We start from the raw sequence: 26,719 nt of genomic DNA, 5'->3' as shown, positions 1-26,719 counted from the left end.
TCGGCGGCGAACAGCGAAGGGCCGCTGTCGGCGGCCGCGAGTGCGGCCCCGCGTGCCAGCGCAAGCTCGGCTTCGGCGGGCGCGAAGACCGGCACCGCCAAGACGGTCTCCACCCGGGGCATGATCGCGTCCAGATCGGCGCCCGATCCCACCAGCACCAATGCCTCGGGCCGCCAGTCGGCCCTGGCGAACACGGCGTTCAACCAGCGGACCAACGATTCTTCGCTGTCGACCGAATGGTTGACCGCGGTCTGCACGGCGCCTTCGCGGGTGTTCACGACCAGCGCTATGACGGCGTCGTACTCGATCACGCACACCGCCGTGACCTCATTGCCGATCAGCTCGGCGACACCCCACGCCAAGGCCTCCGATGCCTCGGGCAGTTGCACCGCCACCACGTTGTCGAAGCCGCATTCGCGCAGGGATCTGAGCAGCAACGACGCTTCGGTTCGAGCGTCGTCGCTCCACGTCACGCCGATGGTGTGCAACCGATGGCCGTGACCGGCGGCAAGCGCTTCGGCGCGCAACACCGCGGCCGCGGCCTCATCGGAGGCGTGCCGCGGAGACGAGCGTCGCGTGGGCAGGATCTCAATGGCTTCGCGGTCGACGGTTGCGCCGTCGCCGCCCTGCCCTTCGACGAGGACAAGGCCGACGGCAGACGGTGTCACCGACAAGCCGAGTACGGCGTCCACTTACACCCCTTCGGACGTCCACTTACCGGGGTGACCGTAACAGCATGGCGCCGCGGCGACTTCCCGGGGCGTGGGCAGACGGTTCAAAGCTCCTGCCGGGAGCCGAAATTGAAATGTGCTGTGCCGCTGAACATCCTGGAAGAGAAGCCGAACACCTTTGCCGGGACGATTGTTCCCTATCGCACGCGGAGCGCGGTTCGCCGTGGCAATGTGAAGACTGTGGCAGCCACCGAGCAGGCGGAGGGCGGGCCCAGCGGCCGCACCGTACTCGGTCACCCGATCGGGTTGACGAACCTGTTCGGAGTGGAGCTGTGGGAGCGATTCTCCTTCTACGGGATGCTGACGATCCTCGGTTACTACCTCTATTACTCGGTCACCGAGGGCGGCCTGGGGCTTCCACAGAGCACTGCCACTGGCATCGTCGGCGCTTACGGCGGGCTGGTGTACCTGTCGACCGTGCTCGGCGGCTGGATCGCCGACCGGATTTTGGGCATGGAGCGCACCGTCTTCTATGGCGGTGTCGTGGTGATGTTCGGCCACATCGCGCTGGCCGTCGTTCCCGGCCTGGCGGGGGTGACCGCGGGCCTGGTGTTCGTCGCTCTCGGTTCGGGCGCGCTGAAGGCGAACGCGTCGTCCCTACTCGGAACGCTCTACGCCAAGGGCGACCCGCGCTGCGACGGCGGATTCACGTTGTTCTACCTCGGTATCAACCTCGGTGCCTTTGTGGGTCCGCTGATCACGGGGTTGCTGCAGACTCATGTCGGCTTTCACTACGGATTCGGCGCCGCCGCAATCGGAATGGCGTTGGGGCTGGCTCAGTACGTCATGTTCCGGCGTAATCTCGGCGAGCACGGCCGTCACGTGCCCAATCCCCTGCCGCGCAGCGCATTCGGTGGGCTAGCGGCAACCGCGCTGGCGGCGGCGGTGATCATCGCGGTGGTGTTCGCAACCGGCGTGGTGACCCTGCGGAATCTGTCGCACGTCACGACCAGTGTGCTGGTCACGGCGTCGGTGACGTATTTCGTCGTGATGCTGACCAGCGTCAGCGTCACGTCCGTCGAACGTGTCCGGGTGCGCGCGTTCATCCCGCTGTTCGTCGCCAACGCGGTGTTCTGGTCGCTGTTCCAGCAGATCTTCACCGTGCTCGCCGTGTACTCCGACGAGCGAATGAACTGGTCGATCTTCGGATGGACCGCCCCGTCGAGTTGGATCGGCTCGATCGAACCGGTGTGGATCATCACGCTCTCGCCGCTGTTCGCGGCGATGTGGACGAGGCTCGGCGACCGCGCCCCGACCACCCCGCGAAAGTTCGCATACGGCGTGATCGGGATGGGCTTGGCGTTCCTGCTTTTTCTGCCGATGGCGGGCACGACCGGCCGGGCGGTGCCCGCGCTGTACATCGTCGGTGTGATGGCGGTGTTCGCGATCAGTGAGCTGATGCTGTCCCCGATCGGATTGTCGGCGACCACAAAGCTTGCGCCCGAAGCGTTCCGGGCCCAGATGATGGCGCTGTACTTCTTCTCGGTCGGCATCGGCACGGCCATGTCCGGAGTGTTGGCCGGCTACTACAAGCCCACGCACGAGTTCGCCTACTTCGGCATCATCGGTGCGGTCGCGGTAGCAGCCGGTGTGATCGTGTTCGCGCTCGCGCCGTGGATCAGCCGCCATATGGAGGGAGTGCACTGAGCGACGTCCTCGCACTGCTAAGCGGCCAGAATCCCCCGCAGCAGTGCGGGTTCGATGTTGCCACCGGACAGGACGACGACCGTTCGGCCCGCCGGGCTGGACCCCTTACGGTAGGCGGCCAGCGCGACCGCGCCGCTGGGTTCACTCACCAGGTGTGCGCGACGAGCGAATTCGCTTACAGCCGAACGGATTTCGTCTTCGGTCACCGTGACGACGTCATCGAGCACCCGTTGCAGGTGAGCAAAGGTCAACTCTGACGGCTGCGAGCGCAACCCGTCGGCGATGGTGCGGTTGCGGTCCTCGATGGACCAGTCGACGCGGTGTCCGACGCTCAGGCTTTGTGCGGTGTCAGCGGCGAGTTCCGGCTCCACCCCGATCACCTTGGCGTTGGGGCACAAGGCTTTGATCGCCGTACCGATCCCCGATGCGAGGCCGCCGCCGCTGACGGGTATCAGCACCGTGTCGACGCTCGGAAGATCCTCGGCGATCTCCAACCCGATCGTGCCCTGCCCGGCGATGATGTCGGGGTGGTCGAACGGCGGTATCAGGACGCCGCCGGTCTCCTCGACGACCTCAGCGGCAACCCGTTCTCGTTGTCCCGCACCGCACAACACGACGGTGGCCCCGTGGCCGCGGGTGGCGGCCACCTTCACCTCCGGCGTCTCCTGCGGCATGACGATGTGGGCGGGTATCGCATACACCGCAGCCGCGTAGGCCACCGCTTGGGCGTGGTTTCCGCTGGAATAGGCCACCACTCCCCTGGTGCGTACCGATTCGTCGAGGTGGCCGATCGCGTTGAACGCACCCCGCACCTTGAATGCCCCGATCGACTGCAGGCTCTCGGGCTTTATCCACAGCGGCCGATCGTCGTCACCCGCCCAGGGGGCCGGAAGCAGCGGTGTCCGCAGCACGAAGGCCCGGGTCCGCGCGGCCGCCTGTTCGATGTCGTCAAGGGTCACCAAGTCCACACCCACCAGTGTGCTCCCGCCGCTGCCACGGCGGGGCCGCCCCTTGCGGTTACCTGCGGCCGGCGACGACTCGAGTCGGCGCCTTCGCACGTCGACGTGACGCGGCCCACCCCGAACCGGGTCCTCTGGCAGCGGAAGCGGAGAGACAATGGCGATATGGCCGGAACCCTGTTCTTCGATGGCAACTGCGGGATGTGCACCCGCGCCGTCTACTTCATCCTGAAGAGGAACCGAACGGGCGATCTGCGGACCGCGGCCCTGCAGGGCGAGGGCGTGGCCGAGCGGCTGGGCGTCCCCCAGTCACGGGTTCTCGACGCCGCACGATGGCACGACGAGTCCGGCGACGTGTACGAGGGCGCAGAAGCGGTGAACGCCGCAGTGTCAGCTGCATTAGGGACCCGGGTTCCGCTCTTGCTGTACCGGACCCCTGGGATTCGTGCGTTGCAGAACGCCGTGTACCGGTATGTCGCCAGTCATCGGTACCGCTTCCCGGGTACGACGCCATACTGCGAGTCGCATCCCGTCGGCTGCTGAACCGATGGGCACGTCCGACATCGCCGTGCGGGCGGCGCACCGCGGTGATCTGAGCAGGATCGGTGACATCTACGCGCACTACGTCGACCACAGTGTGGCGACTTTCGAAGTGGAGCGCCCCGGCCGTGAGGAGTGGAACCGCCGGTACGGCGCCGTCGTCGAAGCCGGGTTGCCGTTCCTTTCGGCGGTTCTGGACGGTGAGATCGTCGGCTACGCGTACTGCGCTCCGTGGAAGACTCGCCCCGCCTACTTGCACACGGTGGAGGACTCGGTCTACGTCGCGCCGGACGCGGTCGGTCGCGGGGTGGGCGGCATGCTGCTCGATGCGTTGCTCACCAGTTGCGCGAGGGCCGGGATACGGGAGGTGATCGCCGTGATCGTCGACACCGACGCGGCGGCTTCTGCTGCGCTGCACCGCGGCCACGGGTTCGTCGATGCCGGCCGACTGACTGCGGTCGGATTCAAGCACGGCCGTTGGCTTGACACGCTGCTACTCCAGCGAAGCCTGGTGCGGCACACGTCAACGTGACCCCGAATGGCTCGCCGTCGGTGACGGACTCGGAGCCCTCGGCGGCCAACGCCTCAGCGATCTCGCCGCAGTTTTCCTACGATTTCTGTTGCGGTCACTCCCCTTCACATGAGTTTCATATGTTTGTGTTCCCTATGAGCATCCTGCCGCAGCACGTTCCGCACCTACGTTGAAAAGAGAAGCAGGACAACAACTTCGGAGGATATAGTTATGAATCACGTTGCCGTCACCGGGATTGCTGTCTGTGCATCAGCGCTTGCCACGCTCGGGATGGTCGGCGCGGCCGCAGCCGCCCCGAGAGGGGTCCGTCCGAAGTCGACCAGACCGTGCGGGCGCTCGAGGCCGGCGGTTACACGGTGATCGTCGACAGGACCGGGGCCGCACCACTGTCCGACTGCACAGTCGCCGCGGCCCGTTCCGGGGCCACCCACCAGACGACTGACGTTCGGGGCGACGACACAAGCCTTTGATCATCTCGGACACGGTCTATGTCGATGTCGCGTGTTGAGCGATCTGTGCGCAGAGGGGGTCTCGCCCGATCGTCGAGTCGCGCCAACAGCAGCAGATCGGCCACCAATGAACCCATTCTCTGGGCTTCGGCCTCGATACCAGCCAGCGAGTACTCGGAGGACTCGGGCAGCACCGAACGTCCTGCCACGTCGCGGGCCCCGGTCTTTGGCCGGCGCAGACGTCACCCGCTCATTGTCTCGGTTGCGAAGCGCACCCGCCTGGATGTTTTTTCCCAAGTTGGGTACTCCCTAGCCGATTGGGCCACGGTCGAGGAGGCTGCCGATGAGTTCTGGGGTGCAAACCGGCACGATCACCACGCAGGTTCCGAGTCGGCTCGATCGGTTGCCGTGGTCGCGATTTCATTGGCGCGTTGTACTCGGGCTCGGAGGGGTGTGGATCCTCGACGGCCTCGAGGTCACCATGGTGGGCAACGTCGCGTCCCGGCTGACCGAGAGCGGCAGCGGGATCGAGTTGACCGCCGGCGAAATCGGCATCGCCGCTGCCATTTACATCACCGGCGCGTGTCTGGGTGCCTTGTTCTTCGGTCAGCTCACCGACAGGTTCGGCCGCAAGAAGCTGTTCCTGCTCACCCTCGCGGTATACCTTGCGGCCACGGTGGCAACGGCTTTCGCGTTCGCGCCGTGGTACTTCTACATCGCACGGTTCTTCACCGGCGCGGGTATCGGCGGTGAATACGCAGCGATCAACTCCGCGATCGACGAGTTGATCCCCGCCCGCGTCCGTGGCCGCGTCGACCTGATCATCAACGGTTCTTACTGGCTCGGCGCTGCCGGGGGTGCCGCCGGCGCCCTGGTGCTGTTGAACACCGCGATCTTTCCGGCGGACATCGGCTGGCGCATCGCGTTCGGCATCGGCGCCATCTTCGGTCTCGTGGTGCTCGTGGTGCGGCGAAACGTCCCGGAAAGTCCGCGGTGGTTGTTCATCCACGGACGTGAGGACGAAGCCGAGCGCATCGTCGGCGAGATCGAGCGCGCGGTGGAACGCGAGACCGGGCAAACCCTCGAGGAGCCCGAGGGATCTCTGACCGTACGTCAACGCAAGACCATCTCGTTCCGGGAGATCGCCCACGTGGCGTTCACGAAGTATCCCCGCCGGGCCGTCCTCGGTCTGGCGCTGTTCATCGGGCAGGCGTTCCTCTACAACGCATTCACGTTCAACCTCGGGACCCTGCTGAGCGGCTTCTACGACGTTTCCTCCGGCATCGTGCCGATGTTCTATGCGATATGGGCCCTGAGCAACTTCGCCGGCCCGATCCTTCTCGGCCGGTTCTTCGACACGGTCGGCCGAAAACCGATGATCTCCTTCGCGTATCTGGGTTCGGCGTGCGTGGCCGTCGCGCTGACCGTGCTGTTCGTCTCCCAGACGGGCGGCGTGTGGGTCTTCATGACGGTGCTGGGTGTGTGCTTCTTCCTCGCGTCATCGGGAGCCAGCGCCGCCTATCTGACCGTCAGTGAGATATTCCCCATGGAGACACGCGCTTTGGCGATCGCGTTCTTCTATGCGGTCGGCACCGCCGTCGGTGGCATCACCGGACCCCTGCTGTTCGGCCAACTCATCGAATCCGGCGACCGCGGACTGGTCGCGATCTCGTTCCTGATCGGCGCGGCGGTGATGGCCGTCGGCGGCGTCGTCGAACTGCTCTTCGGGGTGAAGGCCGAGGGCGAGAAACTCGAGGACCTGGCCATGCCGCTGACGACCGCGGACGAAGGCGACGAGGAGACGGAGGCGTCTTCGGAACGTGACAACGAACGCGCGGCCCGCCAGGCGCGCATCGCCGAGCGCACAGAACGGGAGCGGGTGGCGAGCCAGGCGCGGCGCTACCGGCCCGGCCCGGCGGCGGGCTGGTACGGGGCATGGCGCGAGCCACCGATGCCCGGTGCGCCCGAGTCGGCGCTCGACCACGAGATCGAAACGATTGCGCGCGCGGTGAGCGAGCACGAACCGATGTCGGCGCGCGAACTGTACAGGGCAGTCGGCGCGCGGTACTGGGGTCCGGGTGAGTTCCGCAAGGCGTTGCGGGTCGCGTTGGCGGAGAACCGGATCGCCCGGCACGGTCGAAACAAGTTCGGCATGCCGCCCGGGATGTCGCAGCAATGACGTTGAGCTGCAGCATATTCGGGCACAACCCGACGTTTCGGGCTGACGGCCGCGTCATGCGGTGGAAGTGCGAGCGTTGCGGCGAGGCGCAGGGCGCCAAGGAATACGCCACAGCCGAGGACGCGCGCAGATACGCCAAGGCGTTCAACAAGCGCGACACCGACGACCTCGGGAAGCGCGCGCCGCTACTCGGCCTGCTGCCGTTGCGGCTGTGGCGGGCCCTGCGGCGGCGTTAGCTCTTGGTCAGCGTGAACTGGCAGACGTCGGTGTAGCCCTCGCGGAACAGGTCCGCGCAGCCGGTCAGGTACCTCATGTACCGGTCGTAGACCTCTTCGGACTGGATCGCGATCGCCTCGTCCTTGTGAGCCTCGAGCGCGGCGCTCCAGTGGTCCAGGGTGCGGGCGTAGTGCAACCGCAACGGCTGGACCAGGCCCACCTTGAAGCCCGCTTCGGTCGCGTGCCTCTTCACCGCGACCGGCTGGGGCAGATCCCCGCCGGGGAAGATCTCGTCCATGATGAATTTGAAGAAGCGGAGTTTCGTCATGGTCAGCGGAAGGCCGCGCTCCGCGAACTCCTCATCGTCGGGCTTGACGATGGTGTGCAGCATCATCACGCCGTCGGCCGGCAGCGCGTCGTATGCCATCTTGAAGAATTCGGTGTAGCGGTCGCGGCCGAAGTGCTCGAATGCCCCGATCGACACGATGCGATCGACCGGTTCGTGGAACTGCTCCCATCCCTGGAGCAGGACTCGCTTGCTGCGGGGGCTGTCGATACCGTCGAGCAGCTTCTGTACATGGGCCTGCTGATTCTTGCTCAGCGTCAGACCCACCACGTTGACGTCGTAGCGTTCCAGCGCCCGTTTGATCGTCCCACCCCAGCCGCATCCGATGTCGAGCAGCGTCATCCCCGGTTGCAGGCCGAGTTTGCCCAGCGAAAGGTCGATCTTGGCGCGCTGGGCTTCCTCGAGCGTCATGTCATCGCGCTCGAAGAATGCGCAGCTGTAGGTCTGGGTCGGGTCCAGGAACAGCCGGTAGAAGTCGTCGGACAAGTCGTAATGCGACTGCACATCCTCGAAATGCGGCGTGAGGTCCTGGCCGGTGTCGGTGGTTTTTTCTGGCACGGTGAGCCCCTGGCGTCGAATTGGGTCAGGTCGAAGCTCCACACGGTTAGGGAGCCTCCCCCGTCGCAGGCAGTTTACGCACAGCAGCCGGTACGGCCGTCATTGCCCTGGTCAGCGATGAAAGCGCGAGAGGAAGCCGCTTCGGGTGTGCGTCTGAGATCACCGCGGCACCGGGTGGCGCGACGTCGTGACCGCACTATCGTTGGACTTCAGACGGGTAACCCCAACGAGAACGGAGACCGATCATGAGCACACCTGACGGCCTCGCGTTCGGCGATGCGATTCCCGAAGCCGACGTGGCGGACCAGCGCACCCCGGTGTACCCCGACGACGAGGACACCTGGCAGGACGCGTCGGCGATCACCCCCGAACGCACGTGGGACGCCAACGAGGCGGATCTGGTCGATCAGGCGATCGAGGTGCCGATGCCCGAGGACGACCTCCCGGCGGAATAGCCCCGCACTTTGCGCGCCGCTGGTCCAGAGGATCCGCTGTCACGCCCGCCCACGGGTAGTAAGCATGACGCCATGGATCTACGCGCGGAACTGCTCGACAGTCTCGACTTCGACACCAACGCCTCGCGCGTGTTCGGCCAGCCCTACGAGACGGCCGACGGCACCACGGTCATCCCCGTCGCGGAGGTTCGGGGCCGGGCGCGGCGTGGCGCGGAGCCGAACGTCAAGGTGATCACCAGGGCGGCGGGCGTGTTCGTCATCAAGGACGGCGCCGCCGTATGGCGACCCGCGGTCGACGCCACCCGCATCACTCTGGCCGGAATCCTCGTCGGGCTGGTGTCGGCGACCCTTGCCGGAGTGGCGATGGTACGACGTCCGCCCTGGCCTGACCTGTACGGCGACGTGTCGTCGCGTTGAGGTAGGCGACAGTCAGTTCTGCCGCGGAAGCAGTTCGGCCACGAACCGGTCGATGAACTCGGTCATCACGAAGCGACCCGCGGGCCGAATGACGAATTTCGTGAGGCCGGCCTCCATGTAGGCGTCCAGTTGCCGGTGCAGCTGCGGCCAGTCGGCGGCGATCAGCTCGTTGGGGTCGACGTCGGGGCGGCGCTGACTGATCGCCGCCAGCATCTGCGGCGACGGTCCGCCGTCGGCGACTGCCAAGTTGATGCCGAAATGGTCCGGCTCGACCTCTCGCCCGGCGTCCTGGGCCGCACGCTGGATCGCCTGCCGCGCTCGACCTGCCTCGGCGGGGGTGACGAAGCTGCCGAGCCACCCGTCGCCGAAGCGGCCGATGCGGCGGAAGGCGGCGGGTGCCGATCCACCCAGCCAGATGTCCAGCGGCTTGACGGGCCGGGGCGCCACGGTCGCCGAGCGCACCCTGAAGTAGTCGCCGTCGAACGAGACGTCGTCGTGTTCGAGCACCGTACGAAGCAGCCGCAGCGCCTCGTCGAACACCGCGGCGCGCGCACCGTCGGGCACCACGAAGATCTCGCGCTCGGCGGCGACGGCCGACCGCAGCCCGAACACGGGAAGCACCCGTTTGGGGGCCAACGCCGCCAGTGAGGCCAGCTGTTTGGCCACCAGCACCGGGTGGCGCCCCGGTAGCACCGCGACCGATGTACCGACTTTCAAGCTGCGGGTACGCGCTACAGCGAAAGCCATCCCGACGAACGGATCGACGGCCTCGGAGTACACGAGTTCGGAAAACCACAGCGAGTCGACGCCGGCGGTCTCCAGATGGTCGACGATGTCCGGTAGCTGTTCTGGCCCGATGTCGGCGGCGAGGCCGATCCCGAATCGAATCTTCACGTCGCCGCCATCGTACTTACCAGTGGGTTCGGGGTGCATCCGGACGACGGAGCGCTAGGGTTCTCGAAAACGCTTGCGAGAGAGCGAGGGAACGGTGGACGGAGCGGTGACGGTGTCGATGGCGGCGCCCGCGGAGCGGATCTGGGACTTGATCGCCGATGTGCGCAACACCGGCAAGTTCTCCCCCGAAGTCATGGAGGCCGAGTGGCTCGGCGGTGCCAGCGGGCCCGCGCTGGGCGCACGGTTCCGCGGCCACGTCAAGCGCAACGAGATCGGGCCCGTGTACTGGACGACGTGTGAGGTGACCGCATGCGAACCCAACCGGGAATTCGGTTTCGCGGTCCTCATCGGAGACAAGCCGGTGAACAACTGGCATTACCGGCTCACCCCCGTCGACGGCGGTACCGAGGTCACCGAGTCGTTCCGGCTCAACGATTCGCCGCTGATGAAATTGTTCTCGGTGCTGGGAGGGCAGCTTCGCCGCCGGCGCAACATCCGCGACATGCGCAAGACTCTCGAGCGCATCAAGGCTGTGGTCGAGGCGCCCGAGGGCGGCTGAAAGCCTTGTCCCTCAACGATCGTGAATCCGCCCCGGCGGGTCCACCACCTTTGGTAGAACGGTGCCAGTTGCGCCGCGAGCCGAGGAGCCTGCGATGGGTCAGTGGTCACGTGAGGAAATAGACGAGGCGTTTCACGCCTATCAGGCCGCGGTCGTCGATATCGGCAAGACGTGGAACTGGTCGAGCTATGCCGATCACTTCACCGAGGACGCGACCTACGTCGAGCATGCTCTGGGCAACATGTCCGGGCGCGAGGCCATCCGTGACTGGATCGTCACGACGATGAACACGTTCCCCGGCAGCGAGATGCCTCTCTATCCGGTCGAGTGGTATTCGATCGATGTCGACAAGGGCTGGGTGATCAACCGCAACGTCAACACGATGAAGGATCCGGGCGACGGCAGCGTGCACGGCACCCCGGTCATCACGGTGCTCCGGTATGCCGGTGACGGGAAGTGGAGTTACGAGGAGGACGCTTACAACCCGATGAACTTCCTGGTGATGGTGCAGGGGTACATCGAGCGCTGCCATGAGCTCGGCACCATTTCCGACGACGCTCGCGTGTTCGCCAAAAACATGAACTGGCAGTTGTCGTAATCAATTTGGCCACGGGGGCGGATTCGGCTTTTCGGGACCGATATCGGCCTACTCTCGGACAGGTGGACACCGCGACACCGCCCGCCTTCGGCGCTCACCTAATCCGGGCCAACGGCGCCCCTCCACCTGAGGTGCCGCTGTCCGAGGTCGACCTGGGCTCCTGGTCCTTCTGGGTCAAACCCGACGACTTCCGCGACGGCGCCTTTGCCACATTGCGTCGAGAGGCACCCGTCTCGTTTCACCCGCCGCTGGAGACTCCTGGTGTGCAGGAAGGTCCCGGTCACTGGGCGATCACCAAATTCGAGGACGTCTATTACGCCAGTAGACATCCGCACATCTTCAGCTCGAGCCCGAGCATCACGATCAACGACGCGAATCCGGAGCTCAGTGAGTACTTCGGCTCGATGATCGTGACCGACGATCCGCGCCATCTGCGTCTGCGCAACATCGTCAGCCGGGCCTTCACGCCGAGGGTCGTCGCGCGCGCCGAGGCGTCGGTGCGCGACCGTGCCCGACGACTGGTCGAGACGATGATCGCCGAACATCCCGACGGCCACGGCGAAGTCGTCGCGGATTTGGCCGGGCCTCTCCCGCTGCAGGTGATCTGCGACATGATGGGCATCCCCGAGGACGACCACCAGCAGATCTTCCACTGGACCAACGTGATCCTCGGTTTCGGGGACAAAGACATCGCGCAGGACTACGAGGAGTTCGTCAAGGTCGCGATGGACATCGGCGCCTACGCGACCGCGCACGCCGAGAATCGTCGTGCCCACCCACAGGAGGACCTGACGACCGCACTCGTGGAGGCGGAGGTCGACGGTTCACGCCTGACATCGGCCGAAATCGCATCGTTCTTCATTCTGTTGGTGGTGGCGGGCAACGAGACCACCCGCAACGCCATCAGCCACGGCGTGCTCGCGCTCACCCGCTATCCGCGTGAACGCGAACGGTGGTGGGCAGACTACGAGGCCGTCGCCCCCACCGCGGTCGAGGAGATCGTCCGGTGGGCGTTCCCGGTGAACTACATGCGCCGCACCCTGACCGAGGACTGCGAACTCAGCGGCGTCACGATGTCGGCCGGCGACAAAGCCACGTTGTGGTACGGCTCGGCGAACCGCGACGAGGACAAGTTCGCCGACCCGTGGACGTTCGACGTGACGCGCAACCCCAATCCGCATGCCGGATTCGGCGGAGGTGGAGCGCATTTCTGCCTGGGCGCCAACCTCGCTCGGCGTGAGATCAGCGTCGTCTTCGAGGAACTGCACCGGCAGATACCCGACGTCGCCGCCACCGAGGAACCGGCGCGGTTACTGTCGCCGTTCATCCACGGGATCAAGCGCTTGCCGGTGTCCTGGACGCCTCCGCGATGAGCTCGTGACAGCAGTGCTCGGCCGCAATCCTGTGTCGTCGGGCGCTCGTTGGGTAACCAACGGCCATGCATCCCGATCACTTTCGTACTCTGCTGACCTCGAACGGCCCCTACGCCTCGGTGTACTTCGATGACTCCCACAACACCGCCGACGCGGCGGCTCAGATGGACCTGAAGTGGCGCGCGCTGCGTGAGCAACTCGAGCAGCAGGGCGCCGATCCGGCGGTGACAGACAGCATCGAGCAGGCCATCACCGACGCGACGCCTCCGGTCGGGCCCAGCGGGCGCGCGGTCGTGGCCAGCGCCGACGGCGTCCTCGTCAACGAACATCTCATCCGGCCCATCGAACCCGTCGTCCGGGTTTCGGCGCTGCCCTACATCGTCCCGGTTGTCGAGCACGGCCTCGACCGGCCGACGTACGCCGTGGTGATCGTCGACCACGCGGGCGGCGACATCACGTTGTACCGCGAGGGCACCGTGGTGTCGGACACCGTCGACGGTGACGCCTACCCCGTGCACAAGGCGTCGGGTGCGGAAACCCCTGGCTACGGCGATCCGCAGCGAGCCAGTGAGGGGGCGCGCCAACAGAACATCCGCGCCGTCGCCGGCCAGCTGACCACGCTGGTCGACGATGCCAAACCCGCGGTCGTGTTCGTCGTCGGCGAGGTGGAATCGCGCACCGACCTCGCCGCGCAGCTACCCGAGCGGGTCGCCTCGCTGGTGGTGGATGTGAACGTCGGGGCCCGGCACAGCGGGTTCGACGACGCGGACCTGCGGCACGCGATCGACCAGGAGTTTCAGCGGCGGCGCTTGGCCGAGATCGACGACGCCGCGCAACGCCTGTCCGCCGAACTCGGTCGCGGCGAGGGCATGGCGACCGAGGGGCTGGACGGCGTGACCGCGGCACTGCGGGCGGGCGCGGTCGACACCCTGATCATCGGCGACGTCGGCGACGCGACCGTCGTCGCCGGTGATGACCTGAGCACTATCGCGCCGAACCCCAACGTCCTATCCGAACTCGGTACGGCTCCCAGCCAGACCCTGCGGGCCGACGAGGCGCTGCCGATGGCTGCGATCAATACCGGCGCCGCGTTGATTCGCACCGACGAACGCATCGATCCGGCCGACGGGGTCGCCGCGATCCTGCGGTACGCGTTGCCCCGCTGACTCCGAGCGAGGCTCAGCGGGCCCCGACAATGTTGGCCAACGCGGCGATCGGTGTGTCGTCGAGGTGCTGGCACAACTCCAGTGGATGTTCGAAAACCCGTTGAGCTCCGGCGTTTTCGAGCTCTCCGCGGGATACTCCCCCGCTGAGCACACCGATGCTGTCCACACCGGCGCGCTTACAGGCTTCCACGTCCCAAACGGTGTCGCCGACGAAGACGGCGTGCGAGGCACTGACCCCGGCGCGCTCGAGGGCGATCTCGACGATGTCGGGTTCGGGTTTGGCGGTGTCCACATCCTCCGACGAGGTCACCGCGTAGACGAGGTGATCGCTGTCGAGCACCTCACGCAGCAATGACAGCTCGTCCTCCGGCGCCGACGTTGCCAGCACGACCCGGATGTCCAGTTTGTGCACCGCCTCGAGGAGTTCCCGCGCACCCGGCAACCGTCTGAGGTGCGGCGCCAGCTCCTTGTAGTACCGCGAGTGCAGATCCGTGGCCTGGCTGCGGACCTCCGTGTCGGCGTCCGAGGCGAGCGTGTCGACCAAAGTCGTGCCGTCCATCCCGATCGAGCGGTGAATGCGCCAGGCCTCGACGGGATGGCCGGCTTCCTCGAACGCCCGATACCAGGCATGCACGTGCAGGTAGTTCGAGTCGATCAGGGTGCCGTCGATGTCGAACAGGACGGCCGATGTGGCCTTAACTTCGCCGGTCACGACCGGTGGTGCTGCTCGGGTGCCCGGTTCGGGTCGGGACGCGTGGTGAGATCGTCTCGCACCCCGTCGGTCTTGGTCGATGACGGGTCGGCGACTGAATCGGTCGCGCGGGTCTTCGGGTCCAGGGCATCGGCGCGGGCGCGTTGTTCGTCGAGTTCGTCGCGCTTGGTGTCGACCGCGTTGCGGTGCGTGCGGGCAGCATCCTGCAGGCGGGCCGCCTCGGCGGCCTTCGCCTCCGCCTCGGCCTGGGCGGCGCGGGCGCGTGCCTCGGTTTCCTGCGCGACGGTCTCGCGCTTCTGGAGATGCTGCGACTTCTCGTCGACCTCTGTGCGGATCCGCTCGGCCTCCATACGGCGACGCTTGTTGCGTGCGTTGCGCGCCAGGACCGCCACCAGCACGATCGCGGCGATCAGCGCGATGGCGACAATGATCCACACGATGGCGTTGTTATCCATGTCGGCTCCTTTGGTTTGTCGAGCCGGCTCGTTGACGAACCCGCTAATTCTGCGTGTGCCCGGGCGGTGGTCCGGTTAAACGGCGCGCGCCCAGAAGGAGCCGTGGGCGGACTGACCAGATGGTCTTTGGGTGAACACGAAACGCATTTCGGTCGAGCGCAACTGACGTCGAGCGATCGCCCCGCCGCGGCGTGACGCTAGAGCGTGGCGGTGAGCGGTCCCGAAGACTCGCAGACCGGCTCCGGTGGATTGCCCGACGTCGAGCAGCCCCGGCCCATCGCCACATACGTCGCGCCCGGTTGATACGGCGAGTAGTACGCCCGCGCCGTCAACAAACCGTTGTTCTGCACGCAGTTCTCCGGTCCCGCGTTGCCCTGGAGCTCGACACAGGCGATCGACTGATACGGGGTTCCGCCGTCACAGCCGGACGGCGACATCGTCACCGCCACCATGTCTGTTCCCGACACCTGGACGACGTGCGGGGCGGAGAGGGTGAAGGAGCAGGGCGGATCGCCCGGGTCGGCGCTAGCTGTCGCGGTGACTGATCCACAGCCCACGGCGACCGCGAAGCCCGCGACCATCAGCGACCTGATCATTCCCGAATCGTAGGCCAAGGCCGCACGTTCGCGCGGCCCTTCTCGCAGCACCCGCCTCCTGTGCGCACCCCCCTTTGTCCGCGAGCGTGCGAGTCTGCACACGACGCGCCGCGATCTGGGCGCGCTTTGCGCACCGTCGGCGATCAATGGGTGTGCGAGTTTGTATCAATCGGTTAGCTCTCAGCGCGCCACGCACGCCGCCTGCCGACTATTGCGGAGTTTGCGCACAATCGCTGGCCGATGAGGGCGCGAGAATGGCCGATTTTCGGCGGTGTGTCGTGTGCCGACGCGCACGGTCGCGGGAATGGCGGATGGGCGCGGGGCTCAGGCGACGTAGCGGGTGAACCAGTCCTGCACACGGCGCCACGCATCGGCCGCCGCGGTCGCGTTGTAGCGCTCACCGGTGTCGTTGAAGAACGCGTGGTTGGCATTGGGCTCGGTGACCAGCTCGAACACCAGACCGGCCCTTTCCAGCGCCGCCCTCGCGACGGGCTCGGTGGCGTTCACCCGCTGATCCTGAGCCGCGTAGATCCCAAGCACCGCAACATCTTTCGATCCGGAGAAATCGGGGTCGTCGGGTGTGGGCCCGTAGAACGGAACTGCTGCCGACAGTCTGGGCTCGCCGGAGGCCAGCAGCCGCCACACATAACCGCCGCCCATGCAGAACCCGACTGCCGCAATTCTCTTGCCGGGCACTCGGCGCTGCAGTTCGTCGACGCCCGATTTCAGATCCGCGACCGCATCCTCCGGCGGGATCTTGCCCAGCGCCGCGGTGGCCTCCGCGGGATCGGCGAACGTCGATGTCCCGCCCTGCCCCGAGAGCAGGTCGATCGCCAACGCGGAGTAGCCGATTCCGGCGAAGCGACCAGCCACCGAACGTATGTAGTCGTTGAGCCCCTTGTTCTCGTGGATGACGAGAACGCCACCGCGGACGTTCGGCGCCCCGGCCCAGGCGGCCTGCAGTTCACCGCGAGGCCCGGCCCAGGTGACCGGACTGGTGGGCAGTGCCGTCTGGCTGCCGGGCGGCGGGGCACTGGCCGTGGCGGCCCCGCTCGACGTGGCGGGGGCATCGGTCGTCGGCTCCCGGTTCTGACCGCACGCCGCGAACAACGCCGTGGCGCCCGCGGTGCCGACCCCGAGCAGCGCCAGCCGGCGCAGCGCTTCGCGCCGGGACAGCAGCCCATCGACGTGATCGGTGGCGATTTCTTCGGCGATGTACCGCTGCAAAGGGGTCACCTCCGCGAGTATGCACCGACGCCGACGCCACCGGAACCCACTCAGCGGACATGTGGCTGCTCGAGTAAGTGCATGTCAGCAGCGCAAGTAGACAAATTTGCGAATCTGTTCACGGATTCGATTGACAGGCTAATTGCCGGGACTGTTCTATGACGGGGTGACCTACGACACGATCATCCGCAACGGCCGCTGGTTCGACGGCACCGGTGCCCCGTCGGCGGTCCGCAACCTGGGCATCCGCGACGGCCGCATCGTGGCGATCAGCCGCAACGAGCTCGACGCGACCGGTTGCCCGCAAATCATCGACGCGACGGGCAAGTGGGTCCTGCCCGGCATGCTCGACATCCACACTCACTACGACGTGGAGGTGCTCAACGGTCCGGCCCTCGCGGAGTCGCTGCGTCACGGTGTGACCACGGTGATGCTCGGGTCCTGCTCGCTGTCGACGGTGCACGTCGACGCCGGCGACGCCGGTGACATCTTCGGCCGGGTCGAGGCGATCCCCCGCGACCACGTGATCGCCGCGGTCGAAGCGCACAAGACCTGGTCGAACGGCGAGGAGTACATCCAGGCGCTGGAGTCCCGGCCGCTGGGTCCCAACATCGCAGCGTTCATCGGACACTCCGACATGCGCGCCGCGGCCATGGGACTCGATCGCGCCACGCGCAAAGACCAGCGGCCGACCAATGCCGAGCAAGCTCAGATGGAGCGTTGGCTGTCGGAGGCTCTCGATGCCGGATTCGTCGGAATGTCTTCGCAGCAGCTGCTTTTCGACAAGCTCGACGGTGACGTGTGCCGGTCGAGAACTCTTCCGTCGACCTACGCCAAGCCGCGCGAGTTGCGTCGGCTGAAGGCGTTGCTCCGCCGCGCCGGTCGGGTTCTGCAGTCTGGACCTGACATCGAGAACCCGCTCAACCTCGGCTCGCAGCTGGCGCAGTCGCTGGGCATCATCCGTAACCCGCTCAAGACCAGCCTGTTGTCGGCCGCGGATGTGAAGTCGAACCCGTACAGCATTCACGGGCTGGGCCCGGCCGCCCGGCTGGTCAACAAGCTCGGCGGGAACTTCCGTTGGCAGCACCTGCCGGTCCCGTTCGAGGTCTACGCCGACGGAATCGATCTGGTGGTCTTCGAGGAGTTCGGCGCGGGTGCGGCGGCGCTGCACCTGCAGGATGAGGTCGAGCGCAACGAGCTCATGCGCGACGCGGCCTACCGGCGCCGGTTCCGCAAGGAGTACGAGAGCAAGCTCGGTATCCGGGTGTGGCAGCGAGACTTCTTCGACGCCGAGATCGTCGCTTGCCCGGATACGTCGATCGTGGGCAAGTCGTTCGGGCAGGTCGGTCAGGACCGCGGCGGCGTGCACCCTGTCGACGCCTTCCTGGACCTGGTGCTCGAACACGGAACGGCGCTGCGCTGGCGCACCACGATCTCCAACCATCGACCCGAGGTGCTCAAGAAGCTCGCCGCGGACTCCGGCATCCAGATGGGTTTCTCGGACGCCGGTGCGCACCTGCGCAATATGGCGTTCTACAACATGGGTCTGCGGCTGCTGCGCCACGTGCACAGCGCCGAACGCGCCGGAAAGCCATTCATGACAATCGAACACGCCGTGCACCGGCTCACCGGTGAGCTGGCCGACTGGTATCGCCTGGACGCCGGCCACCTGCGTATCGGCGACCGGGCCGACGTCGTGATCGTCGACCCCGCACACCTCGACGACTCTCTGGACCGTTACGCAGAAGAGCGTGTCGACCACTACGGCGGGCTGTCGCGAATGGTCAACCGCAACGACGAGACGGTTTCGGGTGTCTTCGTCGGCGGCCGCGCGGTCTTCCTCGACGGCAAGCCGACGGATCTCGTCGGCAGACGGCGAACCGGACGATTCCTTCGCGCCGCGCACAAAGCGCCCGCGCTCGTCGAGCAGGAAGGTGAGTTGGCCAGTGTCGGTTGAGGATACGGTTCTGGGCATGTGGAAAGCGCTGTCCGCGCGTGACTGGGAGGCGGTCAAGACGTTTCTGTCCGACGACTGCATCTACCTCGACATGCCGGTAGGTCCGACGGCCGCTGCGCGCGGGCCGGAGGACATCGTCAAGCGGCTCAAGATCGGCTTGGAGCCGTTGGCCTCCTACGAGAACTTCACCGGGCTGCTCGTCGACAACGGTGCCGACGTGATGTACGAGCATTCCGAGGAATGGCATTGGGCCACCGGTGAATCCGCCGTGTTGCAGTTCGTCAGCGTGCATCGCGTCGAGAACGGCAAGATCACGCTGTGGAAGGACTACTGGGACATGGGGGCACTGGCCAACAACGCCCCGCCCACCTGGATGGAGGACTTCGCCAACGCCGACATGAGCTGGGTGTTCGACGCGACCGGGCTGGTCTGACCCAAGCTGCGGCGCGCACGACGATGCGCGTAAACCTAGACGCTCCAGGCCAATCGGAACTTGTCGGCGGCCTGCTCGGCGCTGAGGTCGCCGAAGTTGTCCTGCTCGTAGCGACGCACCGCGACCACGGCGTCGACGACCGCGTCGCCGAGTACGGCCCGCATCAGCGAGGACCGTTCGAGTGCCTCGATCGCCTCGGCCTGGTTCTGGGCCATCATCACGATCCCGGCTCGCTGTCGTTGGTCATCGGTGAGCAGGGCGGGATCGACCGTCGTCTCCGGCGGTAGCGTCAGCTTGCGCTCGATCCCGTCGAGGGCCAGTCCAAGGATCGCTGCCGTCGCCAGATACGGATTGGCCGACGGATCGATGACCTTGACCTCGACGTTGGCCCCCGACGGGTTGCTGACGCCGCCGATCAGGAAACGCACGGCCGCCTCGCGGTTCTCGGTGCCCCAACAGACCGAAGCTCCCGACCAGTGGCCGGGTTGCATGCGCTGGCCGGACAACAGGGAACCGGCGAGCACGCCCTGAGCCTCGGGAAGGCCGGCGAGCAGACCCGCGACCGCCGACTCCCCCTCGTGTGTCAAGCCGTTGACACCGTCACCGTCGGAGAACAGCGGGACATCGTCGCGCCTCATCGAGAAGTGTTGATGCGAACCCGATCCGACCTCTCCGGCAAACGGGACCGGTGACAGGCTCACCCGAATCCCGTACCGCCGCGCAACCCGGCCGATGATGATCCGCATCAGCACGAGCGCATCGGCGGCTGCAACCGGCGGCAGTGGTGCCAGCGAGATCTCGAATTGGTTGAGGCCGTACTCGGGGTGGAACTGTTCGATCGCGACACCCGATGCGGTGGCGGCGTTGGTGACGTCGCGGATGAACCCCTCGAACTCCAAGACCCCGGCCAGGCCGTATTGGGCCCACAGGTGCGACGGCAACCGGCTGCCGTCGGGCCCGACGAGCACGAACTCCATCTCATGGCCTACGACCGCGCTGATTCCCGCACCCGAGAGCCGGTCCGCTACCCGCCCGAGCGCGCCGCGGCTGCAATACGCGTCCGGGGTTCCGTCTTGGTTGAAGAAATTACCTGGCGCCCAGGCCAATCCGTCACCGAGAATCCGTAGTGCGGCGAGGTCGATGCGGACCCGCTGATCCCCCACCACCCCGATGTCGCCGCCCACGACGACTCCGCTCTGGTCGATGGCGAAGACATGCCACACGGGACTGGCCCCCAGACCGGGGTCGGCGAACGTCCCCATTCGGCGCAGCGGGACGGTCTTGGCGAGGGTGAGGCCGGCGGGATTGACAACCGTGCCGATGAGGGTGGCAACCCCGTCGGACTCGAGCTGGGCGATCGCCGCCGCCGCGAGTGGTTTGGCTGTCCCTGAGTTCACGACAGCCATTGTGCGCGCCTTGCTGCGGCCCTACAGCGTGATCTTGCAGCTCTGACCGATGTCGAGCGTGCGCAGCATGCGGCCCATGCCGAGCCACATCGCGCACGAGAGCGCCAGATCGGTGAGCAGTTCGTCGGAGAAGTGCTCCCGGCAGCGCCGCCAGAAGTCCTCGTCCTCACGCAGCCCGGTGTGGGCGACGGCGAAACGTTCGGCGAACTCGGCGGCGATCCGTTCCTGCGCGCTGTAGCCTGGCCACGTTCGCCATTCGGCGGCGTGGTCGTAGAGGTCCTCGTCGACGCCGGCCGCCAGACCCTCGGAGTCGCGAGTGTTCTGGCACACCACGCATTCGTTGTTCAGAGCGATGACCATCCGCGCCAGCTCGCGGACCCGCATCGGCAGCCGGTTCTTGGTGTAGACCGCGTTGGTGAAGCCGGCCATCGCGATGCCGATATCCGGCGACATCGTCACCCAGGCGGCAGCGTCATCGTCGGCGAAATCCCCGATTCGGCTCATGGCGGCATCGTACGCCCGCCGGAGCGGAATTGGAACGCGTTCTAGTTTGTCGACCTCCGCGGTCAGCCGGCGGTGACCAGGTTGCGTTCGTCGGTCCAGTCGCGCTGCAGGAGCATTCGGTGCGCGATGCGTTCCAGCGCGGCCTCGACCTGGAACCGGTCCGGGCGCCCATCGAAGGACGGCGAGGTGGCCAACCTCTCGACGATGCGGCCCACGATCGCCGCCGAGATCGCGTCGACCTGGCGGATTCCGTTCTGGGTCAGCCAGAGCCGTTCGCCGGTGCGAAGCGCCAGACCGCGCCGCACCAGATCGTCGAACGTGGGCTCGATGATCTCGTACGGCACGCGGAGCCGTTCGGCGATGTCGGTCAGCGTCGCCGAGCCGAATACCTGGTTCTGCCGGTAGATCTGAAGCAGCGCCCACATCTGGCTGACGTCGAGGTCGCATCCGGGTTCGCGGGCCAGGCTGCGCAGTCGGATCTCCGGCGAGTCGCGGAACAGTCGGCCGACGGCCACTTCGAGAATCTTCTCGGGCGATTCGGTGCTCGGCATGCCGAAGCCCTCACCCAGGTCCGAGGCCGACACCGTCTCCACCTCGCGCAACTGCACCTCTTTGAGGAACAGCGAGACGACGAAGCCGACCACCGCAACGGGCACCGCGCACAAGAACACGCGGCCCAGTGAGTCTGCGTAGGCGTCGACGATCGGCGCCGCCATCTGCGGGCTCAGCATGTGAAGCGCCTGCGGCGACTCCGCTGCGCGCGGCGGCGCACCGCTGGCGGCCAGCGCGGGCCCGATTCGGCTCGCGAGGAAGTTGGCGAACAGGCTTCCAAAAATCGCTGCGCCGAAAGAGCTTCCGATGGTGCGGAAGAAGGTGACTCCCGAGGTGGCCACCCCGAGGTCGCTGAAGCTCGAGGTGTTCTGCACGACGAGCACAAGCACCTGCATACACAGGCCGATCCCCGTGCCGAGGATGAACAGATACAGCGACTGTTGCCAGGTCGGCGTCGCGGCATCCATCGCGGAGAGCAACAGGAACGCCACCGCCATGGTCGCGGTGCCCGCGATCGGGAAGATCCGGTATCTGCCTGTGCGGCCGACGATCTGGCCGCTACCGATCGAGGTGATGAGCATGCCCGCGACCATCGGCAGCGTGCGCAGACCCGACGTCGTCGCCGAGACACCGTTGACGAACTGCATGAAGGTCGGCAGGAACGTCAAGGCGCCCAGCATGGCGAAGCCCACGATGAATCCGAGGATGCAACACACCGTGAACACCGGGCTCGCGAACAACCGGATCGGCAGGATCGGTTCGGCGGTGTGGAGTTCCACCCACACGAACACGGCCAGCGCCGCGAAGGATCCCACGAACAACGCAATGATGGGCGCCGACGACCACGGATACGTGCTGCCACCCCAACTCGTGGCCAACGTCAGCCCGGAGGCGCCGAGTCCGACGAACACGATTCCCGCATAGTCGATGACGGCCTTGCCGGATTTCGCCAGCGGCGGGATTGCCGCCGCCGCGACAGCCAGCACCACCAGCGCGACCGGCACGTTGATCCAGAACGCCCAACGCCAGGTGAGGTGATCGGTGAAGAACCCGCCGAGCAGCGGCCCGACGACGGTGGTGACACCGAACACCGCACCAAGGGCGCCCTGGTAACGGCCGCGGTCGCGCAGCGGGATGACCTCACCGATCAACGCCATCGCGGTGACCATGATGGCGCCGCCGCCGATGCCCTGCAGCGTCCGGGAGGCGACGAGCATGGTCATCGAACCGGCCATACCGCACAGCACCGAACCGGCCAGGAAGAACAGCACGGCGGCGCCGAACACCGTCTTGCGACCGAACAGGTCACCCAGCTTGCCGACGACGGCCGTGACGATGGTGGACGCCAGCAGGTAGCTCGTCACCACCCACGACTGGTGGCCTGCACCGCCGAGGTCGGCGACCACGGTCGGCAGCGCGGTCGCCACGATCGTCTGATCCAGCGCGGCGAGCAGCATCCCGAGCAGCACCGCAACGAAAACGGCGTTGCGGCGCCGCGGGCCGATCTGCGTGCCGCCGGCGGCGGGATCGGCCGATGTCGGGGCCTGACTCGTCACTGCTTCCCTTCCGATGCGAACCTTTCCGCCATATCGTTAGTAAGGCTATGAAAGTTACGCACCGGGACAGGGTTGCCCCCGCGAGCGTGCACAAAACGCCGTACGAACGTGCGCGAGACGCGGTAAAAGTGCGGCGTGTCATGCGCAAACACGCACGTTCGCGGAATGAGGGAGGGGCTACAACGAGGTCGGCGGGCGCGACACGCACTGGGCCGCGTAGAGCTCCTCGCCCAGCTTGTCCATCAGTTGCAGCTGAGTCTCGAGGTAGTCGATGTGCTCCTCCTCGTTGTAGAGGATCTTCTCGAGCAGCGTGGCCGAGGTTGCGTCGCCCTTCTCGCGGCACATGATGATGCCCGGACGGAGGCGTTCGAGCACCTCGTACTCGATCGCGAGGTCGGCCTCGAACTGCTCACGCAGGGTCTGGCCGATCCGCAGCGAGAAGAGTCGCTGATAGTTCGGCAGCCCGTCGAGGAGGAGAATTCGATTGGTGATGTCCTCCGCGTGATTCATTTCTTCGAACGACTCTTTGCGCGTGTATTCCGCGAGCTCGGTGAAGCCCCAATTCGCCTGCATTTTCGAATGGAGGAAGTACTGATTAATGGCCGTCAATTCGCTCGTCAATTGCTCGTTGAGCAGTTTGAGGACGTCCGGATCACCTTGCATGATCGCTCCTAGGCACTTGAGGGCTGGTCAAGATTCGCTGTCGGTCGTGCACGTTCCACGCTAGTGCAGTTACGCCGTGCAAGCCCGCTTTAAAAGCTGGGCGAGGCGGGGTTTTACGTGGATTCTCAACCGCTCCGGCGACTCGAGGCGCAGATTAGAGCCCCAGTCTGGACTGCCTAGGCTAAGTAAGGTTAGACTGCGCTAACCATTGGGACGGCACGAGCGAGACGGGAAGAAATCGATGAGTGAGTACGATCTGCACTCATTGATTTTGGCATGCGACTTTCGCGTCGCCGACGTCGAGCGAATGTGGAAATGGCTGAAAAAGCGTCGCGATAATTTGCAATCAATTGGCGCCCATCATGTGGTCGTGTACGAGTCGATCTGGGAGCCGAACCGCGTACTCGTGACAATCGGAATTCGCAACGCGCGGTCAATTCGTGACGTCCTTCGGTCATCGGCGGTTTTCGAGTGGTTCGACATCGCGGGGGTCGACGACATCCCGCCGATCTTCGGTGGCGAAGTCGTCGAGAAGATCGACCTCTATCCCCCGACGCCCGCCGATCACGTCGGCCGGGTGGTCGTGGGCGTCATGTCGTCGGTGGAGGACGTGTCGGCCCTGATGGTGAAGGTCCACGACGGTATCGAACGCTTCAAGCAGGGCGGGGTGCGCAAAATCTGGGTGTACCGCGCGCTCGACGACGGGCAGGAAGTCATGATCCTGCAAGAGATCGAGGACGAAACCGCCGCCCGGCAGTGGATCGATCATCCGGACGCGGCCGCGGAGTGGATGTCCAACGTGGGCCTGGGCGCCTATCCGAGCCACTTCATCGGCCGGTTCGCCCATTTGATGAGCATCGACGGGCACGGGTGACGGGGGCGCCATGTTTGTCTGCCTGTGTATGGGAATCACCAGCCACGATGTGACCGAATGCGTGGCGAACGGGGCGCGCACGTCGAAGCAGATCGCCGAGGCCTGCGGCGCCGGTGGTGACTGCGGGCGGTGCCGGCGCACCCTGCGGGCGATCATCGCGGCGCACTGCGAAGCCGGCGACGCGACGCCCAGAGCGGTGAGTCGCTAGGGCCGCGTCACTGGTCGCGCTTGCCGGTGAAGTCGGCCAGCGCACTCGCGTTCGCCGCTGCGCCCATCAGCACCGCGAATTGCTCGTTCTCCCTTGCTGTGGCGGCGTTGATCCCCTCGCGGGTCGGCGCCGTCATCGTCTGCTTGACCGCGATGAGGCTCGCGATGGGCCGCGAAGCCAGGACTTCGGCGTGCAGGCGCGCCTCGGCCAACAACGCCTCGGGTGCACACACTTTCCAGGCCAGGCCCATCCGATGCGCCTCGGCCGCGTCCACCCATTCCGATGACATCAGCAGCCAAGCGGCGTTCTGCCGACCGATCAGCCGTGGCAACAGATACGACGACGCCGCCTCGGGTGCCACGCCGAGGCTCGTGAACGGGGTCTTGAGCCGCGCGTCGGTCGACATGAAGACCAAGTCCGCGTAGCCGAGGATCGTGGCTCCGATCCCGACGCCGAGGCCGTTGACGGCACAGATCAAAGGTTTGGGGAAGTCGGCGAGCGCATCGATCATCGTGGTGAAGTGGCTGCCCTGCTCGTTGAACGCGGGATCGGTGATGCGCCTGTGCATCTCGTTCAGATCGTTACCGGCGCTGAACGCCCGGCCCTCCCCGGTCAGTAGCACGACCGCCACCTCGTCGTCGGCGGCCGCATCCTTGAGCGCGGTCGCGGTCGCGAGGTACAACTCCTCGTTGAACGCGTTGAGCACGTCGGGCCGGTTCAGGGTAAGTGTGCGGATCCGGTTGTCGTCGGCGATCCGCAGGGTCGTTTCAGCCACCGCAGCAGATTAAGCGTTAGCCGTTGCTGTAGACCCGGGTGGGTGCGACGAGCACCACCGTGCGTCGCTGCTCGGCCATCACGCGGTCATATTCCGTCCAGTCGTCGTGGGTTCCGCCCGCGGCTTGGAACACCTCGCGCAGCAGCAACCGCAACCCGTCGGGGCCGGCGAGCCACGGTTGGGGATCGTCGGGCCCGGCGAGCTCGGCGTTGCCCTCGACGGTGGCCCACTGCCAGCCACGGCGAAAGGTCACCGCCAGCTGCGGGCGGACGCGGAGGTTGGTGAGCTTGACCTTGCCATAGGTGACGAAGCCCAGTACCGGTGCGCCGGTCTCCGGATGCGCCAGCCTGCCGACGTTGACCAGTGATGCCTGAATGGTGCCGTCGGCGCGCAAAGTCGACACGACGGCCAGGCCGTTGTCGGCGGCGGCCAACGAGACGGCCTCGTCAAGGGTGGTCATGGCTTCCCCTGTGCCGCAGGGGTATTGGTGAACGGCGTCCGGTACATGTAGCGGCTGGTCGGAACCGTGTCGACATCGCGATTCGCGCCGAATGCGGACGTGCTGGCCACCATGCGTTCCATCCGGCTGCGTAACTCGTCGTCGTCGGCGGCTCCGAAGAACGCATGCAGGTCGGTCAGCGCGGCCGACGGGAACAACTCCTCGACGATCGCCGAGACCGGCGGCGCGTCCGGGGTGAGAGCGCGCACGACGGCGTTCTGCGTGTAGCCGAAGGTCGACTGGGTCTCGATGGCCACCGGTGTGTGGTCGATGTGCCAGCGGCGCAACCACGTCGCCTCGTCCAGGTCGGCGGGTCTGCGCAGCAGCGCGACGTTGGCGAAGCCCTCGGTCCGCTCCCCCGGCGCGGTGGTCGGCGGAGCCATCGGGACCGATTCGGTGACCAGGTAGGCCGACACGTCGTCGGCCTCTGGGCGGAGTCGTGCCAGGGCGGCGGTGACCTGATCGCCGTAGGACTGCTGGGTCCACAGGCTGACGAAGCCGACCACCGGCGGGTCCAGCGTCGTCAATGTCATCAGGGAGTCGCGGACCACGCCGTCACGCACGTTGACCGTCAATCCCGGGACACCGAGGTTCAGCAGATCGGGGACCACCTGTTCGCGCACCCGCGAACACCACGCGTCGTCGGTGTCGGCCGCGCGCAGCGTGACGATGACCTTCTCCAC

General features: G+C 66.3%; 30 protein-coding genes and 1 pseudogene. 15 read left to right on the top strand and 16 right to left on the bottom strand.

Annotation, left to right across the window (positions count from 1 at the left end):
* Positions 1 to 692 (bottom strand): DUF7159 family protein (locus tag AU197_RS06965; protein WP_502687861.1); only part of this gene is annotated, 692 nt, incomplete at its 3' end.
* Positions 693 to 911: 219 nt separating this feature from the next.
* Between AU197_RS06965 and AU197_RS06960 the strand changes: the two genes are divergently transcribed.
* On the top strand, positions 912 to 2,378 hold the full coding sequence (locus AU197_RS06960) for a peptide MFS transporter (protein WP_064401812.1): 1,467 nt from the start codon (positions 912 to 914) through the stop codon (positions 2,376 to 2,378).
* A gap of 17 nt (positions 2,379 to 2,395) precedes the next feature.
* Here the strand turns inward: AU197_RS06960 and AU197_RS06955 are convergent, their stop codons facing one another.
* Positions 2,396 to 3,346 (bottom strand): threonine ammonia-lyase, encoded by a 951-nt coding sequence (locus AU197_RS06955; RefSeq protein WP_064401811.1) that lies wholly within the window; start codon positions 3,344 to 3,346, stop codon positions 2,396 to 2,398.
* A 156-nt stretch (positions 3,347 to 3,502) separates the two neighbouring features.
* On the opposite strand from AU197_RS06955, the gene AU197_RS06950 reads away from it, so the two are divergent.
* Positions 3,503 to 3,880: a thiol-disulfide oxidoreductase DCC family protein gene (locus tag AU197_RS06950; RefSeq protein ID WP_064401810.1), complete on the top strand. Its 378-nt coding sequence runs from the start codon at positions 3,503 to 3,505 to the stop codon at positions 3,878 to 3,880.
* A gap of 4 nt (positions 3,881 to 3,884) precedes the next feature.
* Positions 3,885 to 4,409, top strand: coding sequence for a GNAT family N-acetyltransferase (locus AU197_RS06945; RefSeq protein ID WP_064401796.1), 525 nt, complete (start codon positions 3,885 to 3,887; stop codon positions 4,407 to 4,409).
* Between the two features lie 538 nt (positions 4,410 to 4,947).
* Here the strand turns inward: AU197_RS06945 and AU197_RS26875 are convergent.
* A pseudogene (locus AU197_RS26875) lies at positions 4,948 to 5,055 on the bottom strand (hypothetical protein); the annotation flags it as partial.
* 146 nt (positions 5,056 to 5,201) lie between these two features.
* On the opposite strand from AU197_RS26875, the gene AU197_RS06935 reads away from it, so the two are divergent.
* A complete protein-coding gene (locus AU197_RS06935; RefSeq protein ID WP_064401794.1) occupies positions 5,202 to 7,037 on the top strand; it encodes an MFS transporter in 1,836 nt (611 codons plus the stop codon).
* A gap of 56 nt (positions 7,038 to 7,093) precedes the next feature.
* Positions 7,094 to 7,273 (top strand): hypothetical protein, encoded by a 180-nt coding sequence (locus AU197_RS06930; protein ID WP_231744846.1) that lies wholly within the window; start codon positions 7,094 to 7,096, stop codon positions 7,271 to 7,273.
* On the opposite strand, the gene AU197_RS06925 is transcribed toward AU197_RS06930, so the two are convergent.
* On the bottom strand, positions 7,270 to 8,157 hold the full coding sequence (locus tag AU197_RS06925) for a cyclopropane mycolic acid synthase family methyltransferase (protein ID WP_064401792.1): 888 nt from the start codon (positions 8,155 to 8,157) through the stop codon (positions 7,270 to 7,272). The genes AU197_RS06930 and AU197_RS06925 overlap by 4 nt on opposite strands.
* 245 nt (positions 8,158 to 8,402) lie before the next feature.
* Between AU197_RS06925 and AU197_RS06920 the strand changes: the two genes are divergently transcribed.
* Positions 8,403 to 8,612 (top strand): Rv3202a family protein, encoded by a 210-nt coding sequence (locus tag AU197_RS06920; RefSeq protein WP_064401791.1) that lies wholly within the window; start codon positions 8,403 to 8,405, stop codon positions 8,610 to 8,612.
* 72 nt (positions 8,613 to 8,684) lie between these two features.
* Positions 8,685 to 9,029: a hypothetical protein gene (locus AU197_RS06915; RefSeq protein WP_064401790.1), complete on the top strand. Its 345-nt coding sequence runs from the start codon at positions 8,685 to 8,687 to the stop codon at positions 9,027 to 9,029.
* A 12-nt stretch (positions 9,030 to 9,041) separates the two neighbouring features.
* On the opposite strand, the gene AU197_RS06910 is transcribed toward AU197_RS06915, so the two are convergent.
* Positions 9,042 to 9,923: a TIGR03854 family LLM class F420-dependent oxidoreductase gene (locus AU197_RS06910; protein ID WP_064401809.1), complete on the bottom strand. Its 882-nt coding sequence runs from the start codon at positions 9,921 to 9,923 to the stop codon at positions 9,042 to 9,044.
* A 94-nt stretch (positions 9,924 to 10,017) separates the two neighbouring features.
* Between AU197_RS06910 and AU197_RS06905 the strand changes: the two genes are divergently transcribed.
* The 4 genes from AU197_RS06905 to AU197_RS06890 all read left to right on the top strand — a co-directional run bounded on the left by AU197_RS06905 (position 10,018) and on the right by AU197_RS06890 (position 13,619).
* Complete coding sequence (locus AU197_RS06905; RefSeq protein WP_064401789.1) at positions 10,018 to 10,482, top strand: SRPBCC family protein; 465 nt, start codon at positions 10,018 to 10,020, stop codon at positions 10,480 to 10,482.
* Positions 10,483 to 10,576: 94 nt separating this feature from the next.
* A complete protein-coding gene (locus tag AU197_RS06900; protein WP_064401788.1) occupies positions 10,577 to 11,080 on the top strand; it encodes a nuclear transport factor 2 family protein in 504 nt (167 codons plus the stop codon).
* Positions 11,081 to 11,142: 62 nt separating this feature from the next.
* Positions 11,143 to 12,453, top strand: coding sequence for a cytochrome P450 (locus AU197_RS06895; RefSeq protein ID WP_286145552.1), 1,311 nt, complete (start codon positions 11,143 to 11,145; stop codon positions 12,451 to 12,453).
* A gap of 65 nt (positions 12,454 to 12,518) precedes the next feature.
* Complete coding sequence (locus AU197_RS06890; RefSeq protein ID WP_064401787.1) at positions 12,519 to 13,619, top strand: Rv2629 family ribosome hibernation factor; 1,101 nt, start codon at positions 12,519 to 12,521, stop codon at positions 13,617 to 13,619.
* A gap of 13 nt (positions 13,620 to 13,632) precedes the next feature.
* On the opposite strand, the gene AU197_RS06885 is transcribed toward AU197_RS06890, so the two are convergent.
* The 4 genes from AU197_RS06885 to AU197_RS06870 form a co-directional block, all read right to left on the bottom strand.
* A complete protein-coding gene (locus AU197_RS06885; RefSeq protein WP_064401786.1) occupies positions 13,633 to 14,331 on the bottom strand; it encodes an HAD family hydrolase in 699 nt (232 codons plus the stop codon).
* Positions 14,328 to 14,786, bottom strand: a complete 459-nt coding sequence (locus tag AU197_RS06880) for a hypothetical protein (protein ID WP_064401785.1) — start codon at positions 14,784 to 14,786, stop codon at positions 14,328 to 14,330. The genes AU197_RS06885 and AU197_RS06880 overlap by 4 nt, the downstream gene beginning before the upstream one ends.
* A gap of 197 nt (positions 14,787 to 14,983) precedes the next feature.
* On the bottom strand, positions 14,984 to 15,382 hold the full coding sequence (locus AU197_RS06875; RefSeq protein WP_064401784.1) for a hypothetical protein: 399 nt from the start codon (positions 15,380 to 15,382) through the stop codon (positions 14,984 to 14,986).
* Positions 15,383 to 15,706: 324 nt separating this feature from the next.
* Positions 15,707 to 16,618: a dienelactone hydrolase family protein gene (locus AU197_RS06870; RefSeq protein ID WP_064401783.1), complete on the bottom strand. Its 912-nt coding sequence runs from the start codon at positions 16,616 to 16,618 to the stop codon at positions 15,707 to 15,709.
* A 157-nt stretch (positions 16,619 to 16,775) separates the two neighbouring features.
* On the opposite strand from AU197_RS06870, the gene AU197_RS06865 reads away from it, so the two are divergent.
* Both AU197_RS06865 and AU197_RS06860 read left to right on the top strand, forming a co-directional pair.
* Positions 16,776 to 18,566, top strand: coding sequence for an N-acyl-D-amino-acid deacylase family protein (locus tag AU197_RS06865; protein WP_064401807.1), 1,791 nt, complete (start codon positions 16,776 to 16,778; stop codon positions 18,564 to 18,566).
* Positions 18,556 to 18,999 carry a nuclear transport factor 2 family protein gene (locus tag AU197_RS06860; RefSeq protein ID WP_064401782.1) on the top strand — a complete coding sequence of 148 codons (444 nt, stop codon included), beginning with the start codon at positions 18,556 to 18,558 and terminating at the stop codon, positions 18,997 to 18,999. The genes AU197_RS06865 and AU197_RS06860 overlap by 11 nt, the downstream gene beginning before the upstream one ends.
* A gap of 35 nt (positions 19,000 to 19,034) precedes the next feature.
* Here AU197_RS06860 and AU197_RS06855 read toward each other — a convergent pair whose 3' ends face one another.
* From AU197_RS06855 to bfr, 4 genes are all read right to left on the bottom strand, one after another.
* The gene (locus tag AU197_RS06855; RefSeq protein WP_064401781.1) at positions 19,035 to 20,405 is read right to left on the bottom strand and encodes a type I glutamate--ammonia ligase; all 1,371 of its coding nucleotides are present in this window, start codon (positions 20,403 to 20,405) and stop codon (positions 19,035 to 19,037) included.
* A gap of 21 nt (positions 20,406 to 20,426) precedes the next feature.
* Entirely contained in the window at positions 20,427 to 20,909 is a 483-nt protein-coding gene (locus AU197_RS06850; RefSeq protein ID WP_064401780.1) for a carboxymuconolactone decarboxylase family protein, read from the bottom strand.
* Between the two features lie 62 nt (positions 20,910 to 20,971).
* Positions 20,972 to 23,017, bottom strand: a complete 2,046-nt coding sequence (locus AU197_RS06845; RefSeq protein WP_064401779.1) for an MDR family MFS transporter — start codon at positions 23,015 to 23,017, stop codon at positions 20,972 to 20,974.
* Between the two features lie 177 nt (positions 23,018 to 23,194).
* Positions 23,195 to 23,680 carry a bacterioferritin gene (gene bfr / locus AU197_RS06840; RefSeq protein ID WP_064393754.1) on the bottom strand — a complete coding sequence of 162 codons (486 nt, stop codon included), beginning with the start codon at positions 23,678 to 23,680 and terminating at the stop codon, positions 23,195 to 23,197.
* 241 nt (positions 23,681 to 23,921) lie between these two features.
* On the opposite strand from bfr, the gene AU197_RS06835 reads away from it, so the two are divergent.
* Positions 23,922 to 24,554: a hypothetical protein gene (locus AU197_RS06835; protein ID WP_064401778.1), complete on the top strand. Its 633-nt coding sequence runs from the start codon at positions 23,922 to 23,924 to the stop codon at positions 24,552 to 24,554.
* 10 nt (positions 24,555 to 24,564) lie between these two features.
* A complete protein-coding gene (locus AU197_RS06830; protein WP_064401777.1) occupies positions 24,565 to 24,762 on the top strand; it encodes a (2Fe-2S)-binding protein in 198 nt (65 codons plus the stop codon).
* A 7-nt stretch (positions 24,763 to 24,769) separates the two neighbouring features.
* On the opposite strand, the gene AU197_RS06825 is transcribed toward AU197_RS06830, so the two are convergent.
* Genes AU197_RS06825 through AU197_RS06815 form a run of 3 tightly spaced genes read right to left on the bottom strand, consistent with a single transcriptional unit; the run spans position 24,770 to position 26,719 of the window.
* Positions 24,770 to 25,537, bottom strand: a complete 768-nt coding sequence (locus tag AU197_RS06825) for an enoyl-CoA hydratase/isomerase family protein (protein ID WP_064401776.1) — start codon at positions 25,535 to 25,537, stop codon at positions 24,770 to 24,772.
* Positions 25,538 to 25,553: 16 nt separating this feature from the next.
* Entirely contained in the window at positions 25,554 to 25,997 is a 444-nt protein-coding gene (locus AU197_RS06820; protein WP_064401775.1) for a TIGR03618 family F420-dependent PPOX class oxidoreductase, read from the bottom strand.
* Positions 25,994 to 26,719: an EthD domain-containing protein gene (locus tag AU197_RS06815; RefSeq protein WP_064401774.1), complete on the bottom strand. Its 726-nt coding sequence runs from the start codon at positions 26,717 to 26,719 to the stop codon at positions 25,994 to 25,996. The genes AU197_RS06820 and AU197_RS06815 overlap by 4 nt, the downstream gene beginning before the upstream one ends.

Source organism: Mycobacterium sp. IS-1590, assembly GCF_001500025.1.
Lineage (GTDB): Bacteria > Actinomycetota > Actinomycetes > Mycobacteriales > Mycobacteriaceae > Mycobacterium.
Note: the sequence above shows the minus strand (reverse complement) of the source record. Positions and strands in the feature narration are given on the sequence as shown.

What these genes read in the sequence shown, in the direction of transcription:
- AU197_RS06850 (WP_064401780.1), bottom strand. Translation starts at nt 20,909, where the DNA reads ATGAGCCGAATCGGGGATTTCGCCGACGATGACGCTGCCGCCTGGGTG.
- AU197_RS06875 (WP_064401784.1), bottom strand. Translation starts at nt 15,382, where the DNA reads ATGATCAGGTCGCTGATGGTCGCGGGCTTCGCGGTCGCCGTGGGCTGT.
- bfr (WP_064393754.1), bottom strand. Translation starts at nt 23,680, where the DNA reads ATGCAAGGTGATCCGGACGTCCTCAAACTGCTCAACGAGCAATTGACG.
- AU197_RS06830 (WP_064401777.1), top strand. Translation starts at nt 24,565, where the DNA reads ATGTTTGTCTGCCTGTGTATGGGAATCACCAGCCACGATGTGACCGAA.
- AU197_RS06855 (WP_064401781.1), bottom strand. Translation starts at nt 20,405, where the DNA reads ATGGCTGTCGTGAACTCAGGGACAGCCAAACCACTCGCGGCGGCGGCG.
- AU197_RS06820 (WP_064401775.1), bottom strand. Translation starts at nt 25,997, where the DNA reads ATGACCACCCTTGACGAGGCCGTCTCGTTGGCCGCCGCCGACAACGGC.
- AU197_RS06945 (WP_064401796.1), top strand. Translation starts at nt 3,885, where the DNA reads ATGGGCACGTCCGACATCGCCGTGCGGGCGGCGCACCGCGGTGATCTG.
- AU197_RS06880 (WP_064401785.1), bottom strand. Translation starts at nt 14,786, where the DNA reads ATGGATAACAACGCCATCGTGTGGATCATTGTCGCCATCGCGCTGATC.
- AU197_RS06920 (WP_064401791.1), top strand. Translation starts at nt 8,403, where the DNA reads ATGAGCACACCTGACGGCCTCGCGTTCGGCGATGCGATTCCCGAAGCC.
- AU197_RS06900 (WP_064401788.1), top strand. Translation starts at nt 10,577, where the DNA reads ATGGGTCAGTGGTCACGTGAGGAAATAGACGAGGCGTTTCACGCCTAT.
- AU197_RS06890 (WP_064401787.1), top strand. Translation starts at nt 12,519, where the DNA reads ATGCATCCCGATCACTTTCGTACTCTGCTGACCTCGAACGGCCCCTAC.
- AU197_RS06915 (WP_064401790.1), top strand. Translation starts at nt 8,685, where the DNA reads ATGGATCTACGCGCGGAACTGCTCGACAGTCTCGACTTCGACACCAAC.
- AU197_RS06835 (WP_064401778.1), top strand. Translation starts at nt 23,922, where the DNA reads ATGAGTGAGTACGATCTGCACTCATTGATTTTGGCATGCGACTTTCGC.
- AU197_RS06930 (WP_231744846.1), top strand. Translation starts at nt 7,094, where the DNA reads ATGCGGTGGAAGTGCGAGCGTTGCGGCGAGGCGCAGGGCGCCAAGGAA.
- AU197_RS06950 (WP_064401810.1), top strand. Translation starts at nt 3,503, where the DNA reads ATGGCCGGAACCCTGTTCTTCGATGGCAACTGCGGGATGTGCACCCGC.
- AU197_RS06935 (WP_064401794.1), top strand. Translation starts at nt 5,202, where the DNA reads ATGAGTTCTGGGGTGCAAACCGGCACGATCACCACGCAGGTTCCGAGT.